Source organism: Vitiosangium sp. GDMCC 1.1324 (assembly GCF_003044305.1).
Taxonomy (GTDB): Bacteria; Myxococcota; Myxococcia; order Myxococcales; family Myxococcaceae; genus Archangium.
This window is the reverse complement of record NZ_PZOX01000013.1, coordinates 139,534-159,268: the sequence shown is the minus strand read 5'-3', so window position 1 is coordinate 159,268 and position 19,735 is coordinate 139,534. Positions and strand designations below refer to the sequence as shown.

The following is a 19,735-nucleotide window of genomic DNA, read 5'->3' as shown; positions in this document are numbered from 1 at the left end:
CTCCGCACAAATGCACCCCGCACACGCTTCACTCCCGTGCGCGGAGGGAACTCGCTCAGCGCTTGAGCACGCGGCCGGCCACGGCGTCGAGCCGCTGGAGCACCGCGGGGTCCCTCGCCTCGGGGGCGGTGATGAGGGTGTGGTCGAGCGCCGTGTGGCAGCCCTGGCTGCACAGGCCCGTGTGCTTGCCGAGCAGTGGCACCACGCTCTTCACCAGCGCTCGCGCCTTGCCCGCGTTCGCCGTCAGCACGGCGATGACCTGGTCCACCGTGACGGCGTCGTGGCCCGGATGCCAGCAGTCGAAGTCCGTCACCATCGCCACGCTCGCGTAGCAGAGCTCCGCCTCTCGGGCGAGCTTGGCCTCGGGCATGTTCGTCATGCCAATCACGCTGCACCCCCAGCTGCGGTACAGCTGGCTCTCGGCGAGCGAGGAGAACTGCGGTCCCTCCATGACCAGGTAGGTGCCGCCGCGCTTCGTTGGAATGTCGAGCCCCTGGCATCCGCTCATCACCGCGTCTCCCATGCGCGAGCACACCGGCTTCGCCATGGACACATGTGCCACGCACCCGGTGCCGAAGAAGCTCTTGGTGCGCGCGAACGTCCGGTCGATGAACTGGTCCACCACCACGAAGGTGCCCGGCGGCAGGTCCTCGCGCAGGCTGCCCACCGCGGAGATGGAGAGGACGTCCGTCACCCCCACCCGCTTGAGCGCGTCGATGTTGGCTCGGAAGTTGATCTCCGAGGGCGCGATCCGATGGCCCCGGCCGTGGCGCGGCAGGAACACCACCGGCGTGCCCTCGAGCGTGCCGAAGCACAGCTCGTCCGAGGGCTCTCCGAAGGGCGAGGACACCTTGCGCCAGGTGACGTCCTGGAGGCCGTCGATTTGATAGAGGCCGCTGCCTCCGATGATGCCGATGACGGGGGTGGATGGGTGCGGCATGGCGGGAGCTCCGGGGGACGGAAGGGACAGGGCCTTCACTCTTCCCGCCGTACGTCGGGGAGGCAACAGTGAAGATGGGGGCGGCGCTGTCGCACCCCGGACAGAGACCCGGGACTCCGGGGCATCTGTTCCCAGCGGAACCGCGGGCCGACCTTGTTCCTCCGTCCCTTCATCGGCGCGGAGGTGTGGCACCCATGGACACGGAGCTCGCGGAGTTGGCCGTGCGGGCGTGGGAGCGCATCCCCGTCCCGTCCGGATCCGTCCCCTGGGAGGACGAGGAGCCGCTCCCCCGGGTGCCCGAGGCCCCCTTGCCCGATGGGAATGATCCGCTCGCGCACCGCGTCCCGGAGGACCTCCCGCTTCCGGAGGGGGGTGAACCGGAGTGGCCCGGGAGTGCCTACCCGGTCCCGGTCTTCCTGCCCGGCAGCAGGCGGAACTGTTCACGGACGCGCCGGGCCGCGGCCTCCTGGCCGTCCTCGTCCAGCCGCTTCGCCGCCCACTCCGCCGCCTCGTCCATCTTCGTGGTGATGAAGTAGGGCGAGGGCGAGGGCTTGAGGGACAGGACGACGTTCACCGTCAGCCAGAAGACGGGGGAGTGCATGACATAGGTGGCCCCCAGGCGCAGTTCGCGCAGCCGCGCGTCGTGCTTCCTCATCCAGGCGGCTTGCAGGTGGCGCTGCTCCGCCAGGCCCATGCCCGTCACCCCGCTCGAGTCGAAGAGGGCCACGTAGCGCTCTCCCCGCTCCAGCACGGTCTCCATCCGTTGGAGATGCGCTTCGGCCTGCGGGGTGGTGGGCTCCCCCACGAACCGCACGATGAGCAGCGGCCACAGCGAGTCGTCCTCCTGGATGTCGCTGATGGGATTCATCTCTTGCGACCAAGCCCCCTGGGATTGACACGCGACTGCACCCGCCCCCGTGCGCACCCGGGACGAACATACGCGGTTCCCGCCGAAGATTCGTCTGGGGTACGGGTTCGTGCGCCAGGCGATTGCGCCAGGCGATGCCGTGAGGGGCTCCGCCGCGCGGGTGGGGCTCAGCTCGCGGGGACGGCGTAGCTGGCGCGCAGGCGCATGGCGGCCTGGGCGAGCCCCGCCTCCTGCAGGCGCTCGGCGGCCCAGATGGCCGCGGGCTGCGGGGTGGCGGTGACCACGAAGGGCGAGGTGAGGGGCGCCACGTGGCGCATGACGCTCATCATCACCCGCACCGCGGGCGACTGGATGACATACGCCGTTCCCAGCATCCACTGGCGCAGCGCGGCTTCGTGCTCGGTGAGCCAATCGGTGTAACGCTGGCGCAACTGCATCGAGGGCAGGTTCACCTCGCGCGCGTCGATGATGCACAGGTGCGGCTCGCACCGCCCCAGCCACGCGGCCCGGTGCGCCAGGTACGCCTCAAGGTCCCTCATCGTGCCGGTCCGCCCGAACTTCACCATCAGCACAGGCCACAGGCTGCCGTCGACCGTGGCGGGCGGGAGCTCGCCGCTCCGGGCCGCGAAGCCGGTGCTGACGGACAGCGACATTCCGTCTTGGGCGCTGATGGAGTGAAATCGGAGCAAGGGTGGGTGAATGTACCTCAACTCGGGGGGAAAGTTGAGGGGAATGCGATGCTAAGGGCGATGGCTCGCGCGCGCACGGGAGGAGCCTGAGATGAACTTACGGTGCCAATCATGTGGAGCGGAGTTGGTGGTGGCGGAAGGTTTGCGCACGACTGTATGCCCATACTGCGCGGCGCCCTCGGTGGTGGAGCGGCCGCCGAGCGTGGACAGGCCGACGCCCACCTTCGCGCTGGGCTTCGCGCTGACGCACCCCGCCGCGGGCGAGCGGGTGAAGCACTGGCTGAGGACGCGCAATCCGTGGAGCCACTCGGGGCTGAAGCGGGCGTCGCTGCAGGACGTGCGAGGGGTGTACGTGCCGGCGTACCTCTACAGCGCGCTGGCCATGTCCCGGTACAGCGTCTCCATCGGCGAGGACTACACGGAGACGGAGACGTACACGACGACGGAGAACGGGAAGACGGTCACCAAGACGCGCACGGTGACGAAGACGGAGTGGCGCTCGCTGCACGGGGAGCATGCCGAGTACGTGCCGGACGTGCTGGTGACGGCCTCGCGGGGGCTGTCCAACGTGGAGCTGGAGAAGCTGGAGCCCTTCGACCTGAGGGTGCTGGCGCGCTACGAGCCGGCGCTGGTGGCCGGGTGGGTGGCGGAGGAGCCGTCGCTGTCGCGTGACGAGTGCCTGGGCCTGGCGCGCGAGGAGGCACTGGAGAAGGTGGGCCGGAGGCTCGAGTCCTTCATGCCGGGGGACTCGCACCGGGACTTGAAGCACGACACGCGGCTGGAGTCGGAGTCGCTGGACGTGTGCCTGGTGCCCGTCTGGGTGCTGGCAGCGCGCTATGCGCCGGACAAGCCGCCGCTGCGGGTGGTGGTGAATGGACAGTCGGGCGAGGTGTTCGGGAAGGTGCCCCTCTCCTGGGTGAAGGTGGCGCTGACGGTGCTGGGCGCGGCGGTGCTGGGGCTGCTGATGTACCTGCTGCTGAGCCGGGGAGGCCGGCCATGACGGCGGCGGCGGTGACGGGGTGCGAGCGGTGCGGGAGCGCGCTGGAGGTGGGGGACCTGCGCTGTCCCATCTGCGGGCTGGCGGTGGGGGAGCCGCGGGAGCGGGGCGTGCTGCCGGCGGTGAGGGAGCAGGCGAAGGTGGTGCGGTGCGGCACGTGCGGGGCATCGCTGGAGTACTCGGCGGAGGTGAAGGCGCCGCGGTGCGCGTTCTGCGCGTCGGTGATGCACGTGGAGACGACGGCGGATCCACTGGAGCAGGCGGAGGCCTTCCTGCCCTTCACGGTGGACGCGGCGGCGGCGAGGCAGGCGCTGGTGGGCTTCCTGGCGCAGCGGCGCTTCTTCCGGCCGTCGGACCTGGCGGCGGCGGCGGCGCTGGAGTCCCTGAGGCCGATGTGGTGGCCGGCGTGGGGCTTCAGCGCGGGGGCGCGGGTGAGCTGGGCGGCGGACTCGGACGCGGGGAGTGGACGCTCGTCGTGGGCGCCGCATGCGGGGCAGGCGGACGTGACGTTCCAGGACGTCCTCGTGTCCGCGTCGCGAGGCCTGTCGGAGCGCGAGTGCGAGCAGCTCTCGGGGGCCTACCAGATGGGGAGCGCGGAGGGCGAGGCGCGAGGGCCGGAGGACGCGCAGGTGGAGCGCTTCGACGTGACGCGCTCGGGGGCGAGGCGGCAGATATTGGCGGCGGTGGAGTCGGTGGCGCGCGAGCGGGTGGAGCGCGAGCACATTCCGGGCAGGCGCTTTCGCAAGGTGCACGTGGCGGTGGTGCTCTCCAGCCTGGAGACGAAGCGCTACGCGCTGCCGGCGTACGTGCTGGCGTACCGGTACCGGAAGAAGCTGTACCGGGTGGTAGTGCACGGGCAGGACGCGGGCGTGGTGCTGGGTGATGCGCCGGTGTCGGTGGCGAAGGTGGTGCTGGTGGTGGCCGCGGTGCTGCTGACGCTGGGGGTGCTGGCGTTGCTGTTCATGCGCTGAGGCGTTGGATACCCGAGAGCTCCGCGTCCCATCTGGAGGGTGTCCGGGGCCAGGGCGAGGCCGCCTCGGCACCCGTCATTCATTCCGGAACCACTCCGCTGGGATACCCAGAGCCGCGAGAATCCGCTCGGGTGAGCGCTCGCCCTTGATTTCGTTGACGGTTGGCCGAGACGAAATCGCAGGCTTCGGCTGCGCGAATTTCTCAATACTCTCGCCTTTGCGAAAAACGGTAACAAAGAACATCTCCAGATTCGGCGAAGCAGTGACTGCATACACAGTTGCATGAGGGAACCGCTCCGACACAGTCATGTCGGCATACCCTATGTCTCCTGTGCCGCTGGCAATGAGGAGTCCACGCGGCGAGTCCTCAAGTCGGTAGTGCCCTGGAGGGAGTGGCTCGCCGGCGTCTTCTTCCAACGCGCGGCGAGCCTCCTGTTCATGGACTCCCTCTGCCAATGCGACAGTCTGCAGCGGCTTCCTCGCGGGCGAGTCCGCTGGGCTCTCGCTTTCTGGCAGTGGACAGCCGAGGGACTTCGCCAGGGCTTCTGGGCCCACCTCAAGGACTTCTAGCGCACCATTCCGCCACGACATGACGGTCCACGGATCGTTGGCGCGCTCAATCGAGTACACGGGCTCATCACATTCGAGTGACAGTTCTTCGGCGAGTTGCATCTCGGCGCCCACGTCACTGGGGTCCGTACCCACAATGGCGTGGTAGCGACCACTGCCCGGAATGACCTCGAAGGGAAGCTCTTCTCCGTCCTCTTCGTCCCAATCCGGCATCACGATGCCCAGGGCTCGGCTTTCCAGTCGGGCGGGCTCACCTGGAGCCAGGACCGCCCAGAGATGCCACCGGCTCATGGCGCACCTCCGGACAAGCCCTCCGGCAGCCTGAGTGCCGCGCGCAACTGCTTCGTCTTGTTCAGGATCTCCGCTTCCTCGACCTGGATGAGTTGCGTACCTGGCGCATGTCTCTCCAGGAATCTATCTAATTTGTCTCTGGTCGGCCCACTCAGCTTGTCGGTAACGACGAGGAACGGTTTGCCTCGGGGGGCCTTCCCCGCGTCCGCGAGTTGGTCAAGCAGGTGCTGGAGCTTCTCTGCGAGTGCCTCCTGCGCTTCATTGAGCTTCTTGGTGCCCTGTTTGGCCCTCCAGGTGTCCAGCGATTGGCGCCATCGGTTTTCGTTCCAGCCCTTTGCTTCCACCCCATGTTGAAGCCGCGAGCCCCCCATCGCTGTCAGCTCGTTGTCGATGACATGCCCCTCTTTCATTTTCACCTGCCACCCGGTCAGCCGGAAGCCCGGGAAGAGCTTCTGCGCATTGCGCTCTGTCAGCATCTCCACGGCGACGCCGCGGAGTTGCTCACGCGCTTGCAGCTGCAGCTTCAGGTTCCCCGCTTCCGCCGCTGCGCGTCGGAAGAGTCCCCAAACCATCTTCTCGTTCCTGGCCATGAAGTTGAGGTCCTCCATGGTCAGCCCTGTCGAGCGCAGCCAGCCCAGGTCCACGCTGCCCCTGCATGCCTTCCTCGCCAATTCGGCAGCTGCCTCGGCTTCCAGCTCTGGGTGGCTGACGAGCCACTCGGCCTCCTTCAGAAAGGCATGTGGATCCGCAAGGCTCCGTGAGCCCGAACGCTTCAGTAGCTGTGCCAGCGCCTGCTTCACGTTGCTGCGGGCAGAGGAGCGCAACGATTCCACCGCGGCGAGGTAGGCCTGAGCTTTGTTTGCAGGCAGGGCCGCCGCGCGCCTTGCCACGGCGTTGTAGGCGAGCCCCATCTCCTGGCTCTCCGCCGCGAGTAGCTTCAACGTTTCCAGCGTCTTCTCGGCCTCCTCGGCCGCGAGCCCCGCGCCGCGAATGCCACCGAGGGCGCGTGCGGCGGCCATCTCCCCCCGGACGGCGAAGAAGGCCTGCTTGAAGGCCTCGACGCCGCCAGGAAGGGAAAACCGCAGTCCGTCCGGTGTCGCAACGGCCTTGCCCTCGGCGAGCATCCGCTCCAGCGTTTTCACCAGGGCCTGGATGGACTCCACCGACTCGCGCAGTCCGGACGAGGCCCGGGCGCCAGCCGCGCTCAACGCCAGCCCTCCCCGGTGTACCAGCTCGCGTCCTATACCCGAGGTGGTGAGCTTGTAGATGTCCCTACCGGCCAGCGCCACCATGGCCAGGTCATGCACCGCGAGGAAGTCCCGTCCCTCTGGCGTCTGCGACAGCTCGTCCCGGTACGTGTCCACCACAGCCAGGGTCGTCACCAACGACATGCGGCCCACGAACAGGCGTACCGCCGCTCCGCGCGCCCCCGCCAGCATGCTCCCTTGCGCGGCTGTGGCTGGTGCTCCTGTCAACAGCGGCGCCCGCGCCAGGGCCGACACGGCGCCGTACACCATGTGCATCTCACTGATGCGGCCCACAGTCGACCAGAGAAGCGACGTGTCCGGGGTTGAAGCAAGCAGGGCCAGTTCCATGGCCGTCATCAGGTGCGTGCGCGGCTGTGGCCCGTGTACTTTCACCCGCACCCAGTCCAGCGGGTGCAGGGCCCGGCTGCGCGGCAGTTCGTCCACGGAGGGGAGGTAGCGCGCCTTGAATTCCTGCTGCACCTGCTGGAAGTACAGGGCCATGCGCTGGGAGGGCCCCACCGCTTCTCCGGGCAGAGCGGGTTCTGCTCCCAGGTGCACTCCCTGCTGCGCCGCCCATGCCTCCGACGCCACCAACACCGTGGGCACCAGCCCAGAGGGGACGTTGAGCAGGTGTGTCGTCTCTCCCTCGCGCCCCAGGTGGAAGGTGGGCAGGGACTCCAGGAGCTCCAGCCTGAGGGGAAACGAGGCGAGCGCCTTCTGGGTGAAGGCCTGTCCCAGCAACACCTTGTACTCCGGGGCGTTGCTGCCGAGCAGCTTCTCCAGCGCCCCACTCGAAGTGAGCCTGCGCTCCAAGGGGGGAAACTCCCGGTCGGGCGTGGACAGCAGCACACGCGCCAGCAGATGCACCGCATCCTCCCTGATGTCGGAGGTGAGCGCAGGGCCCGTGAGAAGGGTGTTGAAGACGCCCAGGCGCTCGTTCGGAGTGAGCAGGGAGAGCACGTCATGATCGAGGGCGACAAGGGGCTGGGGCGATTGCGGTGTCGCCGTGGCGAGGGCTGTCTGGAGTAGCTCCCGTCGCAGGGCCGCCAACTCGCCCGTACCGGCCCCCAGCCCCGGCCGCCAGTCTCCCGGTCGAATGAGGAGCGTGCCCGGGTAGTACCAGTAGGCATTGCCCTCGGGGTGCTCGAGTGGCTCGGGCGCCCCCGCGACGGTGTTGAATTCGGCGCTATAGCCCCGCCACCGCCCGTCCTCCCCGGGGATGATGACGCGCGGAGTGTCGCGAGGAAGGTTACGCACTCGCAGTTCCGCACGCTCCAGGGAGGTCTCTTCGGTGAGCAGCAGCAGGGTTCGCACCTGGACGCTAGAGCCGTCGGAGAAATAGAAGCGGCCCACCACGCTGCCCGGGGCGAGGACGGGCGGACCATCCTTGACGCTGTCGCTCGCCTTGAAGCGTTTGGAGCGCAGAGCGATGGCCTTCCGCAGGGGCTCGGAGGCCTCTCCGAGGATGTGCCCGCGCTGCGACTCGTTCCTCAGGGGTTCGAGCGCCTGGAGGTATCGGTCGAAGTAGCTCTGCCCGGCCCCGTCCAGAATGTCCGAGCGTTGAGCCCAACGCAGGCCGCGTTCCACCAATGCGGTGGCCCCGGCCCTGTCCAGGGAGGCCACTGAGAGCTGGGAGCGGCTCCAAGCGACATCCGCCTCCAGCTGCGCCTCCAGGGCACGGCGCATGGTGGCGAGCACCTCCGGCACGAGCGCTGGCGGGTGGCGCACGCGCACGCAGACCTGGAGGCCTTCCACTGTGTTGGAGGGAGGCGCTCGGGGCTCGATGTCGAAAGCGTTCGCCGCCGCACCATCTCCGAAGAGTCGCGAGGCTATCTCCTCACGCGAGGCGTACCCAGCAACCCAGAGCAACTCGGGCCGCTGTGGATCCATTTGTACGGGGAAGGAATCCTCCTGTTCCGAGAGGAGGGCTCGTGCGCCGTCTTCCCCCTGCTCCGGCGTATCCTCCCGCTCCGTCTCAACCTGCTCGTCCTCCAGCCACTCTGGCGGGATGTCCTCCATGGGGGGGATGCGCCAGGTGCGCACCAGGGCGGGCTGATCCCGGTAGTCCCAGCTCCACTCATAGGTGAGGGTGAGCATCGCTCCGGCGCCAATCCCCTCCGGGATGTCTATCTCCACTTCCTCCCGGCCTGGCTCGTGGCTCACGACCCGGGGCAACGGTGTTGGCGCGCGGGCCTTGAGCGGATCTACCCGCAGCTGCTTGTCCTCCCCCCAGTTCAGCGCGCCCGCGGCGATGACCTCATCGCCAGCCTCCACCACGAGGAGCCCGGGGTCCACCACCCGGAGAGAGAGCACACCCCCCTGCCAGTCTTCCAGGCGGGGGCTGAATGCTTCCGAACGCGAATGCGCTTCGGCTGAGAGAGTGACTTTCACTCGTCTCAACTCCTCGCCGGCCGCGCTCATGCTGGCCACGAGGCAGCTTGCAATCAGGAGGGCCTGGATGTCTCCGGCCCACTTCGGCTCCCACCGGCTGAGCGCCGAAACCACTGGTCCTGTGCTGGTGCTTGACTGCCTCGGCGCCGGTGGTCCGAAGCCGGGATTCGGCTCGACCAGGTGCTCGCACGTGCGCGCCGGAAGATGGGTCGTTGCCACTGTTGGGGGCGGCCGTGCGCACGATGTGGATGCATCACCACGACGAGTGGACATGCTGCACCTCCTCACCTGTACGAGAATGTGCCGAGGTTGTCCCCGTCAGGGCGCTTCCGGGCGACGGGTGCGTAGTCCTTCGCCATGCGGAGTGTCCCTTGAAACGGCAACCTCCCGGGAAGAGAGCCCGGGGCACTGACTACCCAGAAAGGAGGTTGGGACACCTTCCATGGCCGAGTGCTGTCCTGTCAACCCTGTCGGACTGAGCGGGTATTTGGTTGGTAGGGCTCTCCCTGGGACTCTCCATTGTGCCGTGCTGCTGACGCTGGGGGTGCTTGCCCCCCCCTTCAACTTCAGAGACTCCGAGAAGCCCTGCAACCCGGATCATGCCGCCAGGGACGAGAGGGAGCCGGGGGAGCGGCGCAAGCGTCGTTCGGGAGCCAGTGCGGCCATGCGTCGTGTTGGAAAGGAGGAGGCGGAAGTGTGCTAACTCGGCGCTCCTCATGAATCGGATCGTGGGCATCCTGCTCATTCTTCTGTCGGGCGCATCGTTCGGAGCGCTGGGCATCTTCGGGCGGGTGGCGTACGCGTCGGGGGCGAACACGCCCACGGTGCTGTTCCTGCGCTTCTCATCGGCGGCGCTGGTGCTGGGCGCGGTGATGCTGGTGCGGCGGACGCCACTGCCTCGAGGGCGAGTCCTGGGCGGCCTGGTGCTGCTGGGCGCGGTGGGCTACGTGGGGCAGAGCCTGGCGTACTTCACGGCGCTGAAGCACGCCTCGGCGGGGCTGACGTCGCTGCTGCTCTACCTGTTCCCGGCGCTGGTGGCGCTGTTGGCGGTGGTGGTGGACGGTGAGCGGATGTCTCGGGTGCGCGCGATGGCCATCGTGCTGGCGCTCGGGGGGACGGCGCTGACCATCGACCTGAATGGAGGCGCGAGCGCGAAGGGCATCGTGTTTGGCGTGATGGCCGCGCTGGTGTACGCGGTGTATGTCTTCACGAGCGCGCGAGTGGCGGGGTCGGCGGGGCCGTTGGCGGCGTCCACGGTGATATTGGGCTCGGCGGGAGTGGTGTATGGGCTGCTGATGGCGGCGCAGGGGCCGGCGTGGCCGCAGACGGCGCAGGGGTGGATGGCGATCGGCGCGCTCTCGCTGTTCTCCACGGTGGTGGCGGTGCTGACGTTCTTCGCGGGGATGGAGCGGGTGGGACCGGTGGTGACGTCGCTGCTGTCGACGGTGGAGCCGCTGGTGGCGGTGCTGCTGGGCGCGTTCGTGCTGGACGAGCGGCTGAGCCTGCTGCAGGGCGTGGGAGGCCTGCTCATCCTGACGGCGGTGGTGCTGCTCGCGAGACCCGAGAAGCCCCTGGCCGCCACGCTCCCCCCGGCCTCCGGGAGCGAGCCAGGGTAGGCGGCGCCCGTGCAGCTCGAGCGCCTTGCCCACTTTGCAAAGCGGCTCGGCTCGCGGTAGCGAGCGCGGTATGCGGATTCCAGATTTCAAGCTCGAGCGCTACTTCGCGAAGTGGGAGTTCACCGCGCCGCACTTGCTGTGCAGCTCGGACATCGAGGGCTGGCGGATGAGCGAGGTGCTCGCGCTGGCGGACGCGGACGGGCGCGAGCGGTGGGAGCGGCTGTCGCTGGGCTACACGGAGTCCACGGGCCTGCCGGTGTTGCGCGAGGAGCTCGCCCGGCTGTACCGCGGAGTGGGGCCGGAGCACGTGCTGACATTCGCCGGAGCGCAGGAGGCCGTCTTCGTCCTGACGAACGTGCTGCTGGGGCCCGGGGACCACGCGGTGGTGACGTGGCCCGGCTACCAGTCGCTCTACGAGGTGGCGAAGGCGACGGGCGCGGACGTGTCGCTGCTGAGGCTGCGCGAGGAGGACGGCTGGAAGTTGGACCTCGAGGCTCTGAAGCGCGAGCTGAGGCCGAACACGAAGCTGGTGGTGGCGAACTTCCCGCACAACCCGACGGGGGCGCTGCCGGACGCGGAGACGTGGAAGGGGCTGTTCGCGCTGGCGGAGGAGCGGGGCGCGTACGTGCTGGCGGACGAGGTGTACCGTCTGCTCGAGTACGAGCCGCGAGACACCCTGCCCGCGGCGGTGGAGCTGTCGGGACGCGGAGTGAGCCTCGGCGTGATGTCGAAGGCGTTCGGGATGGCGGGGCTGAGGGTGGGGTGGCTGGCGGTGCGGGACCCGGCGCTGCTGGCGAGGTGCGCGGCGTACAAGGACTACACGACCATCTGCAACGCGGCGCCGAGCGAGGTGCTGTCGCTCATCGCCTTGAGGGCGAAGGAGCGGGTGCTGGCGAGGAGCCAGGAGATTCTCACGCGCAACCTGGCGGTGCTGGATGACTTCTTCGTCCGGAGGGCGGATATGTTCCGCTGGGTGCGCCCGAAGGCGGGGAGCGTCGCCTTCCCGAAGCTGCTGAAGGGCGGACCGGTGGCGGAGTTCTGCCAGCGGCTGGTGGAGAAGGAGGGCGTGCTGCTGCTGCCGGGGGATGTGTATGACTTCCCGGGCAATCACTTCCGGTTGGGACTGGGCCGCACGAACATGCCCGACGCGCTCGCGAGACTGGAGCGTTTCTGCGAGACACTCGGACGCTGATTCACCAGGAAGTTGAAGGCGCCGGTCCGGGTTGGGAGTAGGGTACGCCCCGGGAGGCGCGCGCCGGAGCAGTCTCCGAGCGAGCGTTCCCTCTCCCCGCCGCCAGGAAGGCGGCATGCATCTCCGAGGCTTTTTTGGATACGAAGAAAGAACACCGCATCGCGCTGTTCCTCGATTTCGAGAACCTGGTGACGAACACCGGGTTCACCGCTGGCAATTTCGACCTCCAGCCCGCGATGGATCGCCTGCTGGAGCGTGGCAAGGTGGTGTTCCGCCGCGCCTACTGTGACTGGTCCCGCTTCAAGGAGGCCAAGGGCAACCTGCACGAGTTCGGTGTCGAGCTCATCGACGTGCCGCCCTCGACGCGCTCGGGGAAGAACGGGGCGGACATGCGCCTGGTCATCGACGCGCTGGAGCTGTGCTACGCGCGCGAGCACATCGACACGTTCGCCATCGCCTCGGGGGACAGCGACTTCTGCCCGCTCGCGTACAAGCTGCGCGAGAACGGCAAGCAGCTCATCGGGCTCGCGGTGAAGGAGGCCACCAGCCCCCTCTTCGTGAAGGCCTGCGACGAGTTCATCTACCTGCGCCCCCGCACCCGCGCCGACAAGGACAAGGAGAAGGACAAGCGCGCCCACGAGCAGGACGAGGGCGCGCGGGGCCGCAAGCAGGGCAAGGGGCAGGGCGGCGGCGAGCGCCAGGGGAAGGAGCAGGCGCACGGGCCCAAGGGCAAGGCCGAGGCGCAGAAGATCGAAGTGCCCGAGAGCGTCGTGGAGGTGGTGCAGCGGCTGCTCGCGCGGACCACGGGCGTGCTCAACCCGTCGATCATCAAGGAAGCCATCGTCCGCAAGGAGCCGGACTTCGACGAGCGGGACCACGGCTTCTCGTCCTTCACGAAGCTGCTGGCGGCCATGGAGCAGGAGGGGCTGCTCAAGCGCGTGCAGCAGGGCCGGCAGTGGTACGTGGTGGGGCCCGAGTCCGCTCCTCCCGAGCCCAAGGGCCGGGGCGCGCGGCACGAAGAGGAAGAGGACGAGGAAGAGGTCTACCCGGACCCCGTGGACGACTTCTGAGAGGCGCTCGGGCGGACTACTTGCCCTGCTGCTGCTTCGCGTGGGCCTCGATGCGCTCCTTGAACTCCTTCATCAGGTCGTTCGGGATGGGCAGCGAGAGGTTGTACTGGGCGATCTTCCACGCGCCCCCGTCCTTCACGAGCACGCCCGAGCCTCGGGCGGGGCCCATGTTGGGCGTCGAGAGCGCCTCGTCGAACCAGGCCACCGAGCCGTCCTTCGAGAAGCTCACGTGCCGTGACACGGACGTGAAGCTCCACGCCTTGCCCTTCGCGAAGTACGGCTTGGCCCACGCGCGGAACTCGTCGCGCGTCCAGCGCTCGGTGGCATCCGTGCCCAGGAAGACGGCGTCCGGGGTGAAGTGGCTGAAGTAGCGGGCCTCGTCCGCCTGGGCCGCGGCCTTGTGCCAGTCATCGAGCACGGCGTTCACCGCGGCCGTGGGCGTGGCGGAGGTTCCCGCGGCGGGTGTTCCCGCATCGGGCGTGGCGGTGACGAGGGTGAGGCACAGGAGGGCGAGCGTGGACATGGCCGCCATGAGCGCCTCTGGGCGGGCTCGGGTCAAGGCGCGATCCTCGGGGCCTCGTTCCACCAGGAGTGAACTATTTTCGAATAAATGGCGCGATGCGCTATACGTGGGCCCTCAACGTTTTACCTCCAGGGGGACCCGTGACGAGCGCTCTGCAGCACCGCCCGAACAGTGACCTGGCCGCTGGCCGCTTTGGCCAGAGCCGCTACATGATCCGCCGCAAGTTCTTCAAGATCTTCGGCGGGGCGTTCCACATCTACGACGATGCGGGCAACGTCGCCTTCTACTCGAAGATGAAGGCCTTCAAGCTGAAGGAGGACCTGCGCGTCTTCACGGGCGAGGACATGACGCAGGAGGTCCTCTCCATCAAGGCGCGCAACATCCTGGACATCAGCGCGACGTACGACGTCACGGACACGGCGTCGGGGCAGAAGGTGGGGGCGCTGCGCCGCAAGGGCCTCAAGTCCATCCTGCGTGACGAGTGGCTCATCCTGGACGTGAACGACCGGGAGGTGGGCACCATCCAGGAGGACAGCATGGTGCTGGCCATCGTGCGGCGCTTCCTCACGAACCTGGTGCCGCAGACCTTCCAGGGCGCGGTGGGCGGTGCGCCGGTCTTCACCTTCCGGCAGCACTTCAATCCCTTCATCCAGAAGATCTCCCTCGACTACTCCGCGGACACGTCTAGCAAGCTGGACCGCCGCCTGGGCATCGCGGCGGCGATCCTCCTGTGCGCCATCGAGGGCCGTCAGCAGGGCTGAGCCCCGCTGTGTGGCTCACTTCTCGCGCAGGATGATCAGCCCGCGCGAGGTGTCCACCACGTAGATGTAGCCATCCCCCGGGATGCGGATGCCGATGGAGCCATCGAAGTAGTCACCGCGTCCCGGGTCGGTCTCCCGCCACGTGTTGTAGTAGGCCACCTGGGTGGGCTGCGTGGGGTTGGAGACATCCAGCACGCGCACGCCCTCCTGGTACCAGGCGACGTAGAGCTTCTTGCCCACCAGCAGCATGTTGTGGATGGAGAGGGTGGGCCGGAGCTGGAACTTGCCAATCTTCACGATGTTCGCGGGGTTGGTGACGTCGAGCACGCGCAGGTGCTCGCCGGGGCCCTCGCCGCCCATGAAGGCGATGGTGCGGCCGCCGATGGTGCCCACCGCGTTCGCGTGGCTGAACTGCTCGGGGTATTCGAACATGCCGAGCATGCGGGGGTCGTTCGGGTTGCTCACATCGGCCACCACGAAGCCCGACACGCCATAGCTGATGTAGAGCCGGTCCCCCACGGCGAGCATGTCGTGCGGGGCCTGGTTGAAGGGCGAGTAGCGGTTGAGCTCGATGGGCTCCAGGGGCTTGGAGACATCGAAGATGCTCACCGAGTTGTTGGTGGTGGCATAGAGGCGGTCGCCCTCGATGAAGAGGGTGTGGTTGTTGACCCTGCCGCTGCCACCGGGCAGGTTGCGCACCAGCTTCGGATCCGCCGGGTCGGTGATGTCGAAGAGGAGCACGCCCCGGTCGGCGCTGGCGACGTAGAGCGCATCCCCCTTGGCCCACGCGGCATTCCAGTAGGAGTCGCCGTCCATGTGGATCGTCTTCACCTTCACGGGCGCGGCCTTGTCGCGCACGTCGAAGACGGTGAGGCCGCCCTTCTTCCCCATGAGGTCGACGGCCACCACGTAGGCGTAGCCCTTGGTGACATAGACATCCACCGGGTAGCCCTGCGCCACGTAGCTCTCGGAGACGAGCTCCAGGCCGGAGGACTCGGACTCACCGGCGCGCCACTTCAGCCGCTCGGACTTGAAGGTCTCCTGGGACAGGGTCCTACCGTTGCGGCAGTAGGTGAAGCAGCCGGTGAACTCGGGGGCCTGGGGCGCCTCGCAGGTGATGAGCGAGGCGCGGCGGGTGCCACCATCCGGCAACGTGGTGAGGGTGGAGAAGAACCGGGCGTTGCCTTCCCGTGTCTCGGTGGCGGGCTCGCCGTTGAGGAGTGGTGTGCCTCCATCGGAGAAGAGGGTGAGGCCAACGGCGCTGACGTAGTACCACTCGCCGCCTGGGTCCCCCCCTCGGCTGAGCATCATGTACGCGCCCTCGGTGCTCGCGTTGGCGAGGCTTGCCTGATCGCAGGCCGAGATGTCGAAGTTGGTGCGCTCACCGCAGGCACCGGCCGACGCCTTGGGGACGAAGGTGCAGGGCGATAGCGCGCCCGGGTCGCCAGACCAGTTGCCCGTCTCCTCGAGCGGGACATAGCCGCCATCCCACTCGGAGCCGGTGCTGGCGTCAGGAGTGGAGGCATCGGGCCCGGTGGGTTCCGATGCCGGTGGGCAGCCGAGGAGGGTGAGGGCGCAGGCGAGCAGCGAAGCCCCAGTGAAGCGCGTCCAATTCATGGCGAACAGCTCCCGCGAAGAAAGACACGCAGGTTCGCGGAGGGAGCCCCGGAATGCAAACCGGGGCTCCATTGTGCAACTGTCAACCCATGAGAGGTGGAGCCAGAGGCGAAGCCTTCAGTCCCGCTTCACGTGGCGGAACGCTGCTCACTTCTCGCGCAGGATGAGCAGCCCGCGCGAGGTGTCCACCACGTAGATGTAGCCATCCCCGGGGATGCGGATGCCGATGGCGCCGTCCAGGTGTTGGCCCCGGTGCGGGTCGGTCTCTCGCCAGGTGTTGTAGTAGGCCACCTGGGTGGGCTTCGTGGGGTTGGCGACGTTCAGCACGCGGACGCCTTCCTGATACCAGGAGATGTAGAGCTTCTTGCCCACCAGCAGCATGTTGTGGATGGAGACGGTGGGCCGCAGCTGAAACTCGCCAATCTTCACGATGTTCGCGGGGTCGGTGACGTCGAGCACGCGCAGGTGCTCGAACGGGCCCTCGCCACCGACGAAGGCGATGGTGCGGCCGGCGAAGGTACCCACCGCGTTCGCATGGCTGTACTGCCCGGGGTAGTCGAACTGGCCGAGCGTGCGGATGTCGCTCGGGTTGCTCACGTCGGCCACGACGTAGCCCGCGATGGCGTTGTTGACGTAGAGCCGGTCTCCCACGGCGAGCATGTCGTGCGGGGAGTTTGGGAACTCGCTCACGGGCGCGTAGCGGTTGAGCTCCACGGGCGCGAGCGGCGTGGAGACATCGAAGATGCTCACCGAGTTGTTGGTGGTGGCATAGAGGCGGTCGCCCTCGATGAAGAGGGTGTGGTTGTTGACCCTGCCGCTGCCACCGGGCAGGTTGCGCACCAGCTTCGGGTCCGCCGGGTGGGTGATGTCGAAGAGGAGCACGCCCCGGTCGGCGCTGGCGACGTAGAGCGCGTCCCCCTTGGCCCACGCGGCGTTCCAGTAGCTGTCGTTCTCCATGTGGATGGTTTTCACCTTCACGGGCGCGGCCTTGTTGCTCACGTCGAAGACGGTGAGGCCACCCGTCTGCCCCATGGAGTCGATGGCCACCACGTAGGCGTAGCCCTTGGTGACATAGACATCCACCGGGTGGCCCTGCTCCACATGGCTCTCGGAGACGAGCTCCAGACCGGAGGCCTCGGACTCACCGGCGCGCCACTTCATCCGCTCGGACTTGAAGGTGGAGAGCGAGAGGAGCTTGCCGTTGCGGCAGTTGGTGTAGCAGCCGGTGAACTCGGGGGCCTGGGGCGCCTCGCAGGTGACGGCCGCGTAGCGGAGCGAGCTACCATCCGGCTTGAGGGTGGTGGTGGAGAACAGCCGCGCATTCCCCTGGCGCACCTCGGTGGCGGCCACGCCATTGAGGTACGAGGTGCCACCGTCGCCGCTGAGCGTCAGGACGGCGGCCTCGGTGTAGTAGAACTCGCCGTCGGGGTCCGGGCCCTGCTCGCGGAGCGTCAGCATGTATTCGCCCTCGGTGCCCGCGTTCGCGAGCGAGCCCTGGTCGCACGCCGAGAGGTCGAACGTGTTGAAGTCACAGCCGCCACCGCCGCTGGCCGCGAAGCGGCAGGGCGACAGCCGCCCGGGGTCGAAGGAGTTGCCGTTCTCCTCGAGCGGGACATAGCCGCCGTCCCACTCCGAATCGGTATCGGGAGTCGAGGCGTCGGTTCCAGCATCGGTCCCGGTCGAGGCATCCGGGCCATCTGAGTTCCCTGGCGAGGTGTGGCAGCCCAGCAGCGTGAGGATGCAGCCGAGCAGGGATGCTCGGGTGAGGTACTTCCAATTCATGGCGAACAGCTCCCGTGAAAAAGGGCGCGCATGCTCGCGATGGGAGTCCCCCGGGGCAAATCGCGGGCTTCATCGAGCAACTGTCAACCCGCGAGTGCTGAATCCAGGCGCGAGGCCTTCAGTCCGGTGTCACCGGGTGGCGTCGGGACGGAAGCGCCGCTCGATGCGCGAGCGCAGCAGCTCGAGGACCTGCTTCTCGGAGGTGGCGGCCTCGGGTGCCAGCTTCAACGTGAGGGCGCCCCTGCCCACGGGTGCCTCGGCCTCGAGCGCCTTGCCGCCCTGCACGAGCCGCAGGTGCACGGGCTCCAACTCCACACCGTAGGGCTGGAGGTACAGGTCCACGAAGCGCTGGAGGAGCTGCGCGGCGGTGAGGGCCTCGCGCTCCTCGGGGAGGAACTGGAAGCCCACGGTGGTGCCCGCGAGCCGCACGCCCTGCTCGACGACGGTGTGCAGCCGCAGCGCGTGGGGTAGCAGGGCTTCCTGGCCCTCGGAGCGGCTGTAGAGCCAGTAGCTCTTCTGCACGTGGGCGCACAGTGGGCACAGCATGCCGTTGAGCTCGTCGAGCCCGCGGGTGCGCAGCAGGTGCTGGAGGAGCACCTCCTCGCCGCAGCGCTTGCACTGCTCCTGGGGGCCGAGGACGGAGAGCACGGAGCGGCCCCGCTCGGCCACGTCCGCGCGCTGGAGCGCCAGGGGCACGGCGGCGAGCAGCTCGGCGTCCCGCAGCTGGAGGCCGAAGCGCACCTCCTTCTTCATCGCGCGCATGCCCAGCTCCAGGTGGCGCGGCAGCCGGGTGAGGGCCTCGTCGAAGGAGGGCGCCTCGGGCATGTCGAGCTCGCGCAGCAACTCATAGCGCTCGGCCCAGGACTCGCTGGAGTCGAGCCCCGGAGGAGGGCGGCCAGCGGCCTCGGCGAAGAAGGCCATGAGGGTGAGGGAGACCTGCCAGGGCTCCTGGGAGACGGTGTCCTCGAGGCGGCGGGCGAGTTCGCGAGCGGCGGGCGTGGCGCGCTGGCGCTCGAGGCGGAGCACGCCCTGACGCACCAGGGGGCTCTCCAGGACAGGGTCGAAGGCGCGGAGCTTGCGGCCCTTGCCGTTCTCGGCGAGCGTGGACATGCGCTTGTTCCTGAGGGAGGTGAGGGTGCGCGCGGCGCGCTCGAGCTGGCGCAGGCGGGCACGAGCGTCCTGGGCGAGCCCGTGGAGCTCCTCGTCCATCTCCGCGCGAGTCTCTGCGAGGTAGTCGCGGCCCTCGGCGGCGCGGCGCGAGGCTTCCTCGTGGAGGCGGGCGGTGGCGGTGGAGCGCAGGCTCTCGCGCTGCTGGCGCAGGGAGTGGGCGGCAGTGGAGAGGATGCGGATGCGGCGCTCGAGGTGCGCTAGGCGCTCCTCGTCCGTGAGCGAGTCGGTGGTGTCGCCAGCGCCCACCTTGGCGGCGATGAGCTCCAGCGTGGTGCGATCACCCGCCTCGTAGGCCACGTTGACGCGGGCCATGAGGGAGTCGAGCCGTGTGCGCTCCTCGTCCGACTGCGCCAGGTCCGGGTGGAGCAGGCGGGCCAGCCGGCGATGGAGCCGCTTGAGGGCCACGGCCTCGTTCTCGCGCTCGGCGAGGACGTCCTCCTCGGAGGTGTCAGAGACTTCGTCATCGTCGGCGGCGAAGGTGTCAGAGACTTCGTCATCGTCGGCGGCGAAGGTGTCAGAGACTTTGTCATCGTCCGCGAAGGCGGACGGCTCCGTGCCATCTTTGGATGCCTGCGCGCGGCGCGCGGAGGTCGAGTCCGGAGCGGCGTGCTCGGACGACTGCGGATCAGCCGGAGGCAGGGCGAGCTGTTCGAGGCGGCGGGTGAGGGCGGAGGCGGCGTCCTGGAGGTTGCGGAGCCGGCGCAGGAGACGCTCGGAGCGGCTCACGGTCTCGAAGGAGGGGGCGAGGGCGTCCTCGTAGGCGCGGGCGAAGCGCTCGAGCTCCAGGCCGAGCGAGTCGATCTCCGTGTCGAGCGCCTCGAGCTCGGCGAGGAGCTCCTTGAGGCGCAGCTCGGCGCGGCGCAGGGGCGACTCCTCGGGGGGAGGCGCGACGCGGAGCAGGGCCGACTCGGGAGCGAGCGGGGCTGTCGACGAGGAGGACATGCGAGGTGGCAGGGGCCCGATACAGGGTACCCGATGGCGGGGTGATCGCTCGTAAATGGCCCGAGCGCAAGAGGATGCCCGCCCGCCCTGGAGCCGAG

The 19,735-nt window shown here is 68.4% G+C and carries 15 protein-coding genes; 6 read left to right on the top strand and 9 right to left on the bottom strand.

Annotated elements, in window-relative coordinates; translation table 11 throughout:
• Positions 1-55: 55 nt before the first annotated feature.
• From DAT35_RS32780 to DAT35_RS32770, 3 genes are all read right to left on the bottom strand, one after another.
• On the bottom strand, positions 56-940 hold the full coding sequence (locus tag DAT35_RS32780) for an S-methyl-5'-thioadenosine phosphorylase (protein ID WP_108072478.1): 885 nt from the start codon (positions 938-940) through the stop codon (positions 56-58).
• Positions 941-1,337: 397 nt separating this feature from the next.
• Complete coding sequence (locus DAT35_RS32775) at positions 1,338-1,808, bottom strand: hypothetical protein (protein ID WP_108072476.1); 471 nt, start codon at positions 1,806-1,808, stop codon at positions 1,338-1,340.
• A 167-nt stretch (positions 1,809-1,975) separates the two neighbouring features.
• Complete coding sequence (locus DAT35_RS32770; protein ID WP_108072474.1) at positions 1,976-2,461, bottom strand: hypothetical protein; 486 nt, start codon at positions 2,459-2,461, stop codon at positions 1,976-1,978.
• A 127-nt stretch (positions 2,462-2,588) separates the two neighbouring features.
• Here DAT35_RS32770 and DAT35_RS32765 point away from each other — a divergent pair, with 127 nt between their 5' ends.
• Positions 2,589-3,497, top strand: coding sequence for a hypothetical protein (locus DAT35_RS32765; RefSeq protein WP_199243069.1), 909 nt, complete (start codon positions 2,589-2,591; stop codon positions 3,495-3,497).
• A complete protein-coding gene (locus tag DAT35_RS32760) occupies positions 3,494-4,465 on the top strand; it encodes a hypothetical protein (protein WP_108072473.1) in 972 nt (323 codons plus the stop codon). Before DAT35_RS32765 ends, DAT35_RS32760 begins: the two co-directional genes overlap by 4 nt.
• Before the next feature lie 75 nt (positions 4,466-4,540).
• On the opposite strand, the gene DAT35_RS32755 is transcribed toward DAT35_RS32760, so the two are convergent.
• Positions 4,541-5,326 (bottom strand): hypothetical protein, encoded by a 786-nt coding sequence (locus DAT35_RS32755; protein ID WP_108072471.1) that lies wholly within the window; start codon positions 5,324-5,326, stop codon positions 4,541-4,543.
• Entirely contained in the window at positions 5,323-8,964 is a 3,642-nt protein-coding gene (locus DAT35_RS32750; protein WP_146209990.1) for a hypothetical protein, read from the bottom strand. The genes DAT35_RS32755 and DAT35_RS32750 overlap by 4 nt, the downstream gene beginning before the upstream one ends.
• A gap of 716 nt (positions 8,965-9,680) precedes the next feature.
• On the opposite strand from DAT35_RS32750, the gene DAT35_RS32745 reads away from it, so the two are divergent.
• The 3 genes from DAT35_RS32745 to DAT35_RS32735 all read left to right on the top strand — a co-directional run bounded on the left by DAT35_RS32745 (position 9,681) and on the right by DAT35_RS32735 (position 12,842).
• A complete protein-coding gene (locus DAT35_RS32745; RefSeq protein ID WP_108072467.1) occupies positions 9,681-10,580 on the top strand; it encodes a DMT family transporter in 900 nt (299 codons plus the stop codon).
• 70 nt (positions 10,581-10,650) lie between these two features.
• Positions 10,651-11,772 carry an aminotransferase class I/II-fold pyridoxal phosphate-dependent enzyme gene (locus DAT35_RS32740; RefSeq protein ID WP_108072465.1) on the top strand — a complete coding sequence of 374 codons (1,122 nt, stop codon included), beginning with the start codon at positions 10,651-10,653 and terminating at the stop codon, positions 11,770-11,772.
• 134 nt (positions 11,773-11,906) lie between these two features.
• Positions 11,907-12,842, top strand: a complete 936-nt coding sequence (locus DAT35_RS32735; RefSeq protein WP_108072463.1) for an NYN domain-containing protein — start codon at positions 11,907-11,909, stop codon at positions 12,840-12,842.
• A 16-nt stretch (positions 12,843-12,858) separates the two neighbouring features.
• Here DAT35_RS32735 and DAT35_RS32730 read toward each other — a convergent pair whose 3' ends face one another.
• Positions 12,859-13,365 (bottom strand): nuclear transport factor 2 family protein, encoded by a 507-nt coding sequence (locus tag DAT35_RS32730; RefSeq protein ID WP_108072931.1) that lies wholly within the window; start codon positions 13,363-13,365, stop codon positions 12,859-12,861.
• 140 nt (positions 13,366-13,505) lie between these two features.
• On the opposite strand from DAT35_RS32730, the gene DAT35_RS32725 reads away from it, so the two are divergent.
• Positions 13,506-14,126: a hypothetical protein gene (locus DAT35_RS32725; protein WP_108072461.1), complete on the top strand. Its 621-nt coding sequence runs from the start codon at positions 13,506-13,508 to the stop codon at positions 14,124-14,126.
• A 15-nt stretch (positions 14,127-14,141) separates the two neighbouring features.
• Here the strand turns inward: DAT35_RS32725 and DAT35_RS32720 are convergent, their stop codons facing one another.
• The 3 genes from DAT35_RS32720 to DAT35_RS32710 all read right to left on the bottom strand — a co-directional run bounded on the left by DAT35_RS32720 (position 14,142) and on the right by DAT35_RS32710 (position 19,637).
• The gene (locus DAT35_RS32720) at positions 14,142-15,743 is read right to left on the bottom strand and encodes an LVIVD repeat-containing protein (protein WP_108072459.1); all 1,602 of its coding nucleotides are present in this window, start codon (positions 15,741-15,743) and stop codon (positions 14,142-14,144) included.
• Between the two features lie 147 nt (positions 15,744-15,890).
• Entirely contained in the window at positions 15,891-17,525 is a 1,635-nt protein-coding gene (locus DAT35_RS32715; RefSeq protein WP_108072457.1) for an LVIVD repeat-containing protein, read from the bottom strand.
• Between the two features lie 129 nt (positions 17,526-17,654).
• Positions 17,655-19,637, bottom strand: coding sequence for a molecular chaperone DnaJ (locus tag DAT35_RS32710; protein ID WP_108072455.1), 1,983 nt, complete (start codon positions 19,635-19,637; stop codon positions 17,655-17,657).
• Between the last annotated feature and the right edge of the window lie 98 nt (positions 19,638-19,735).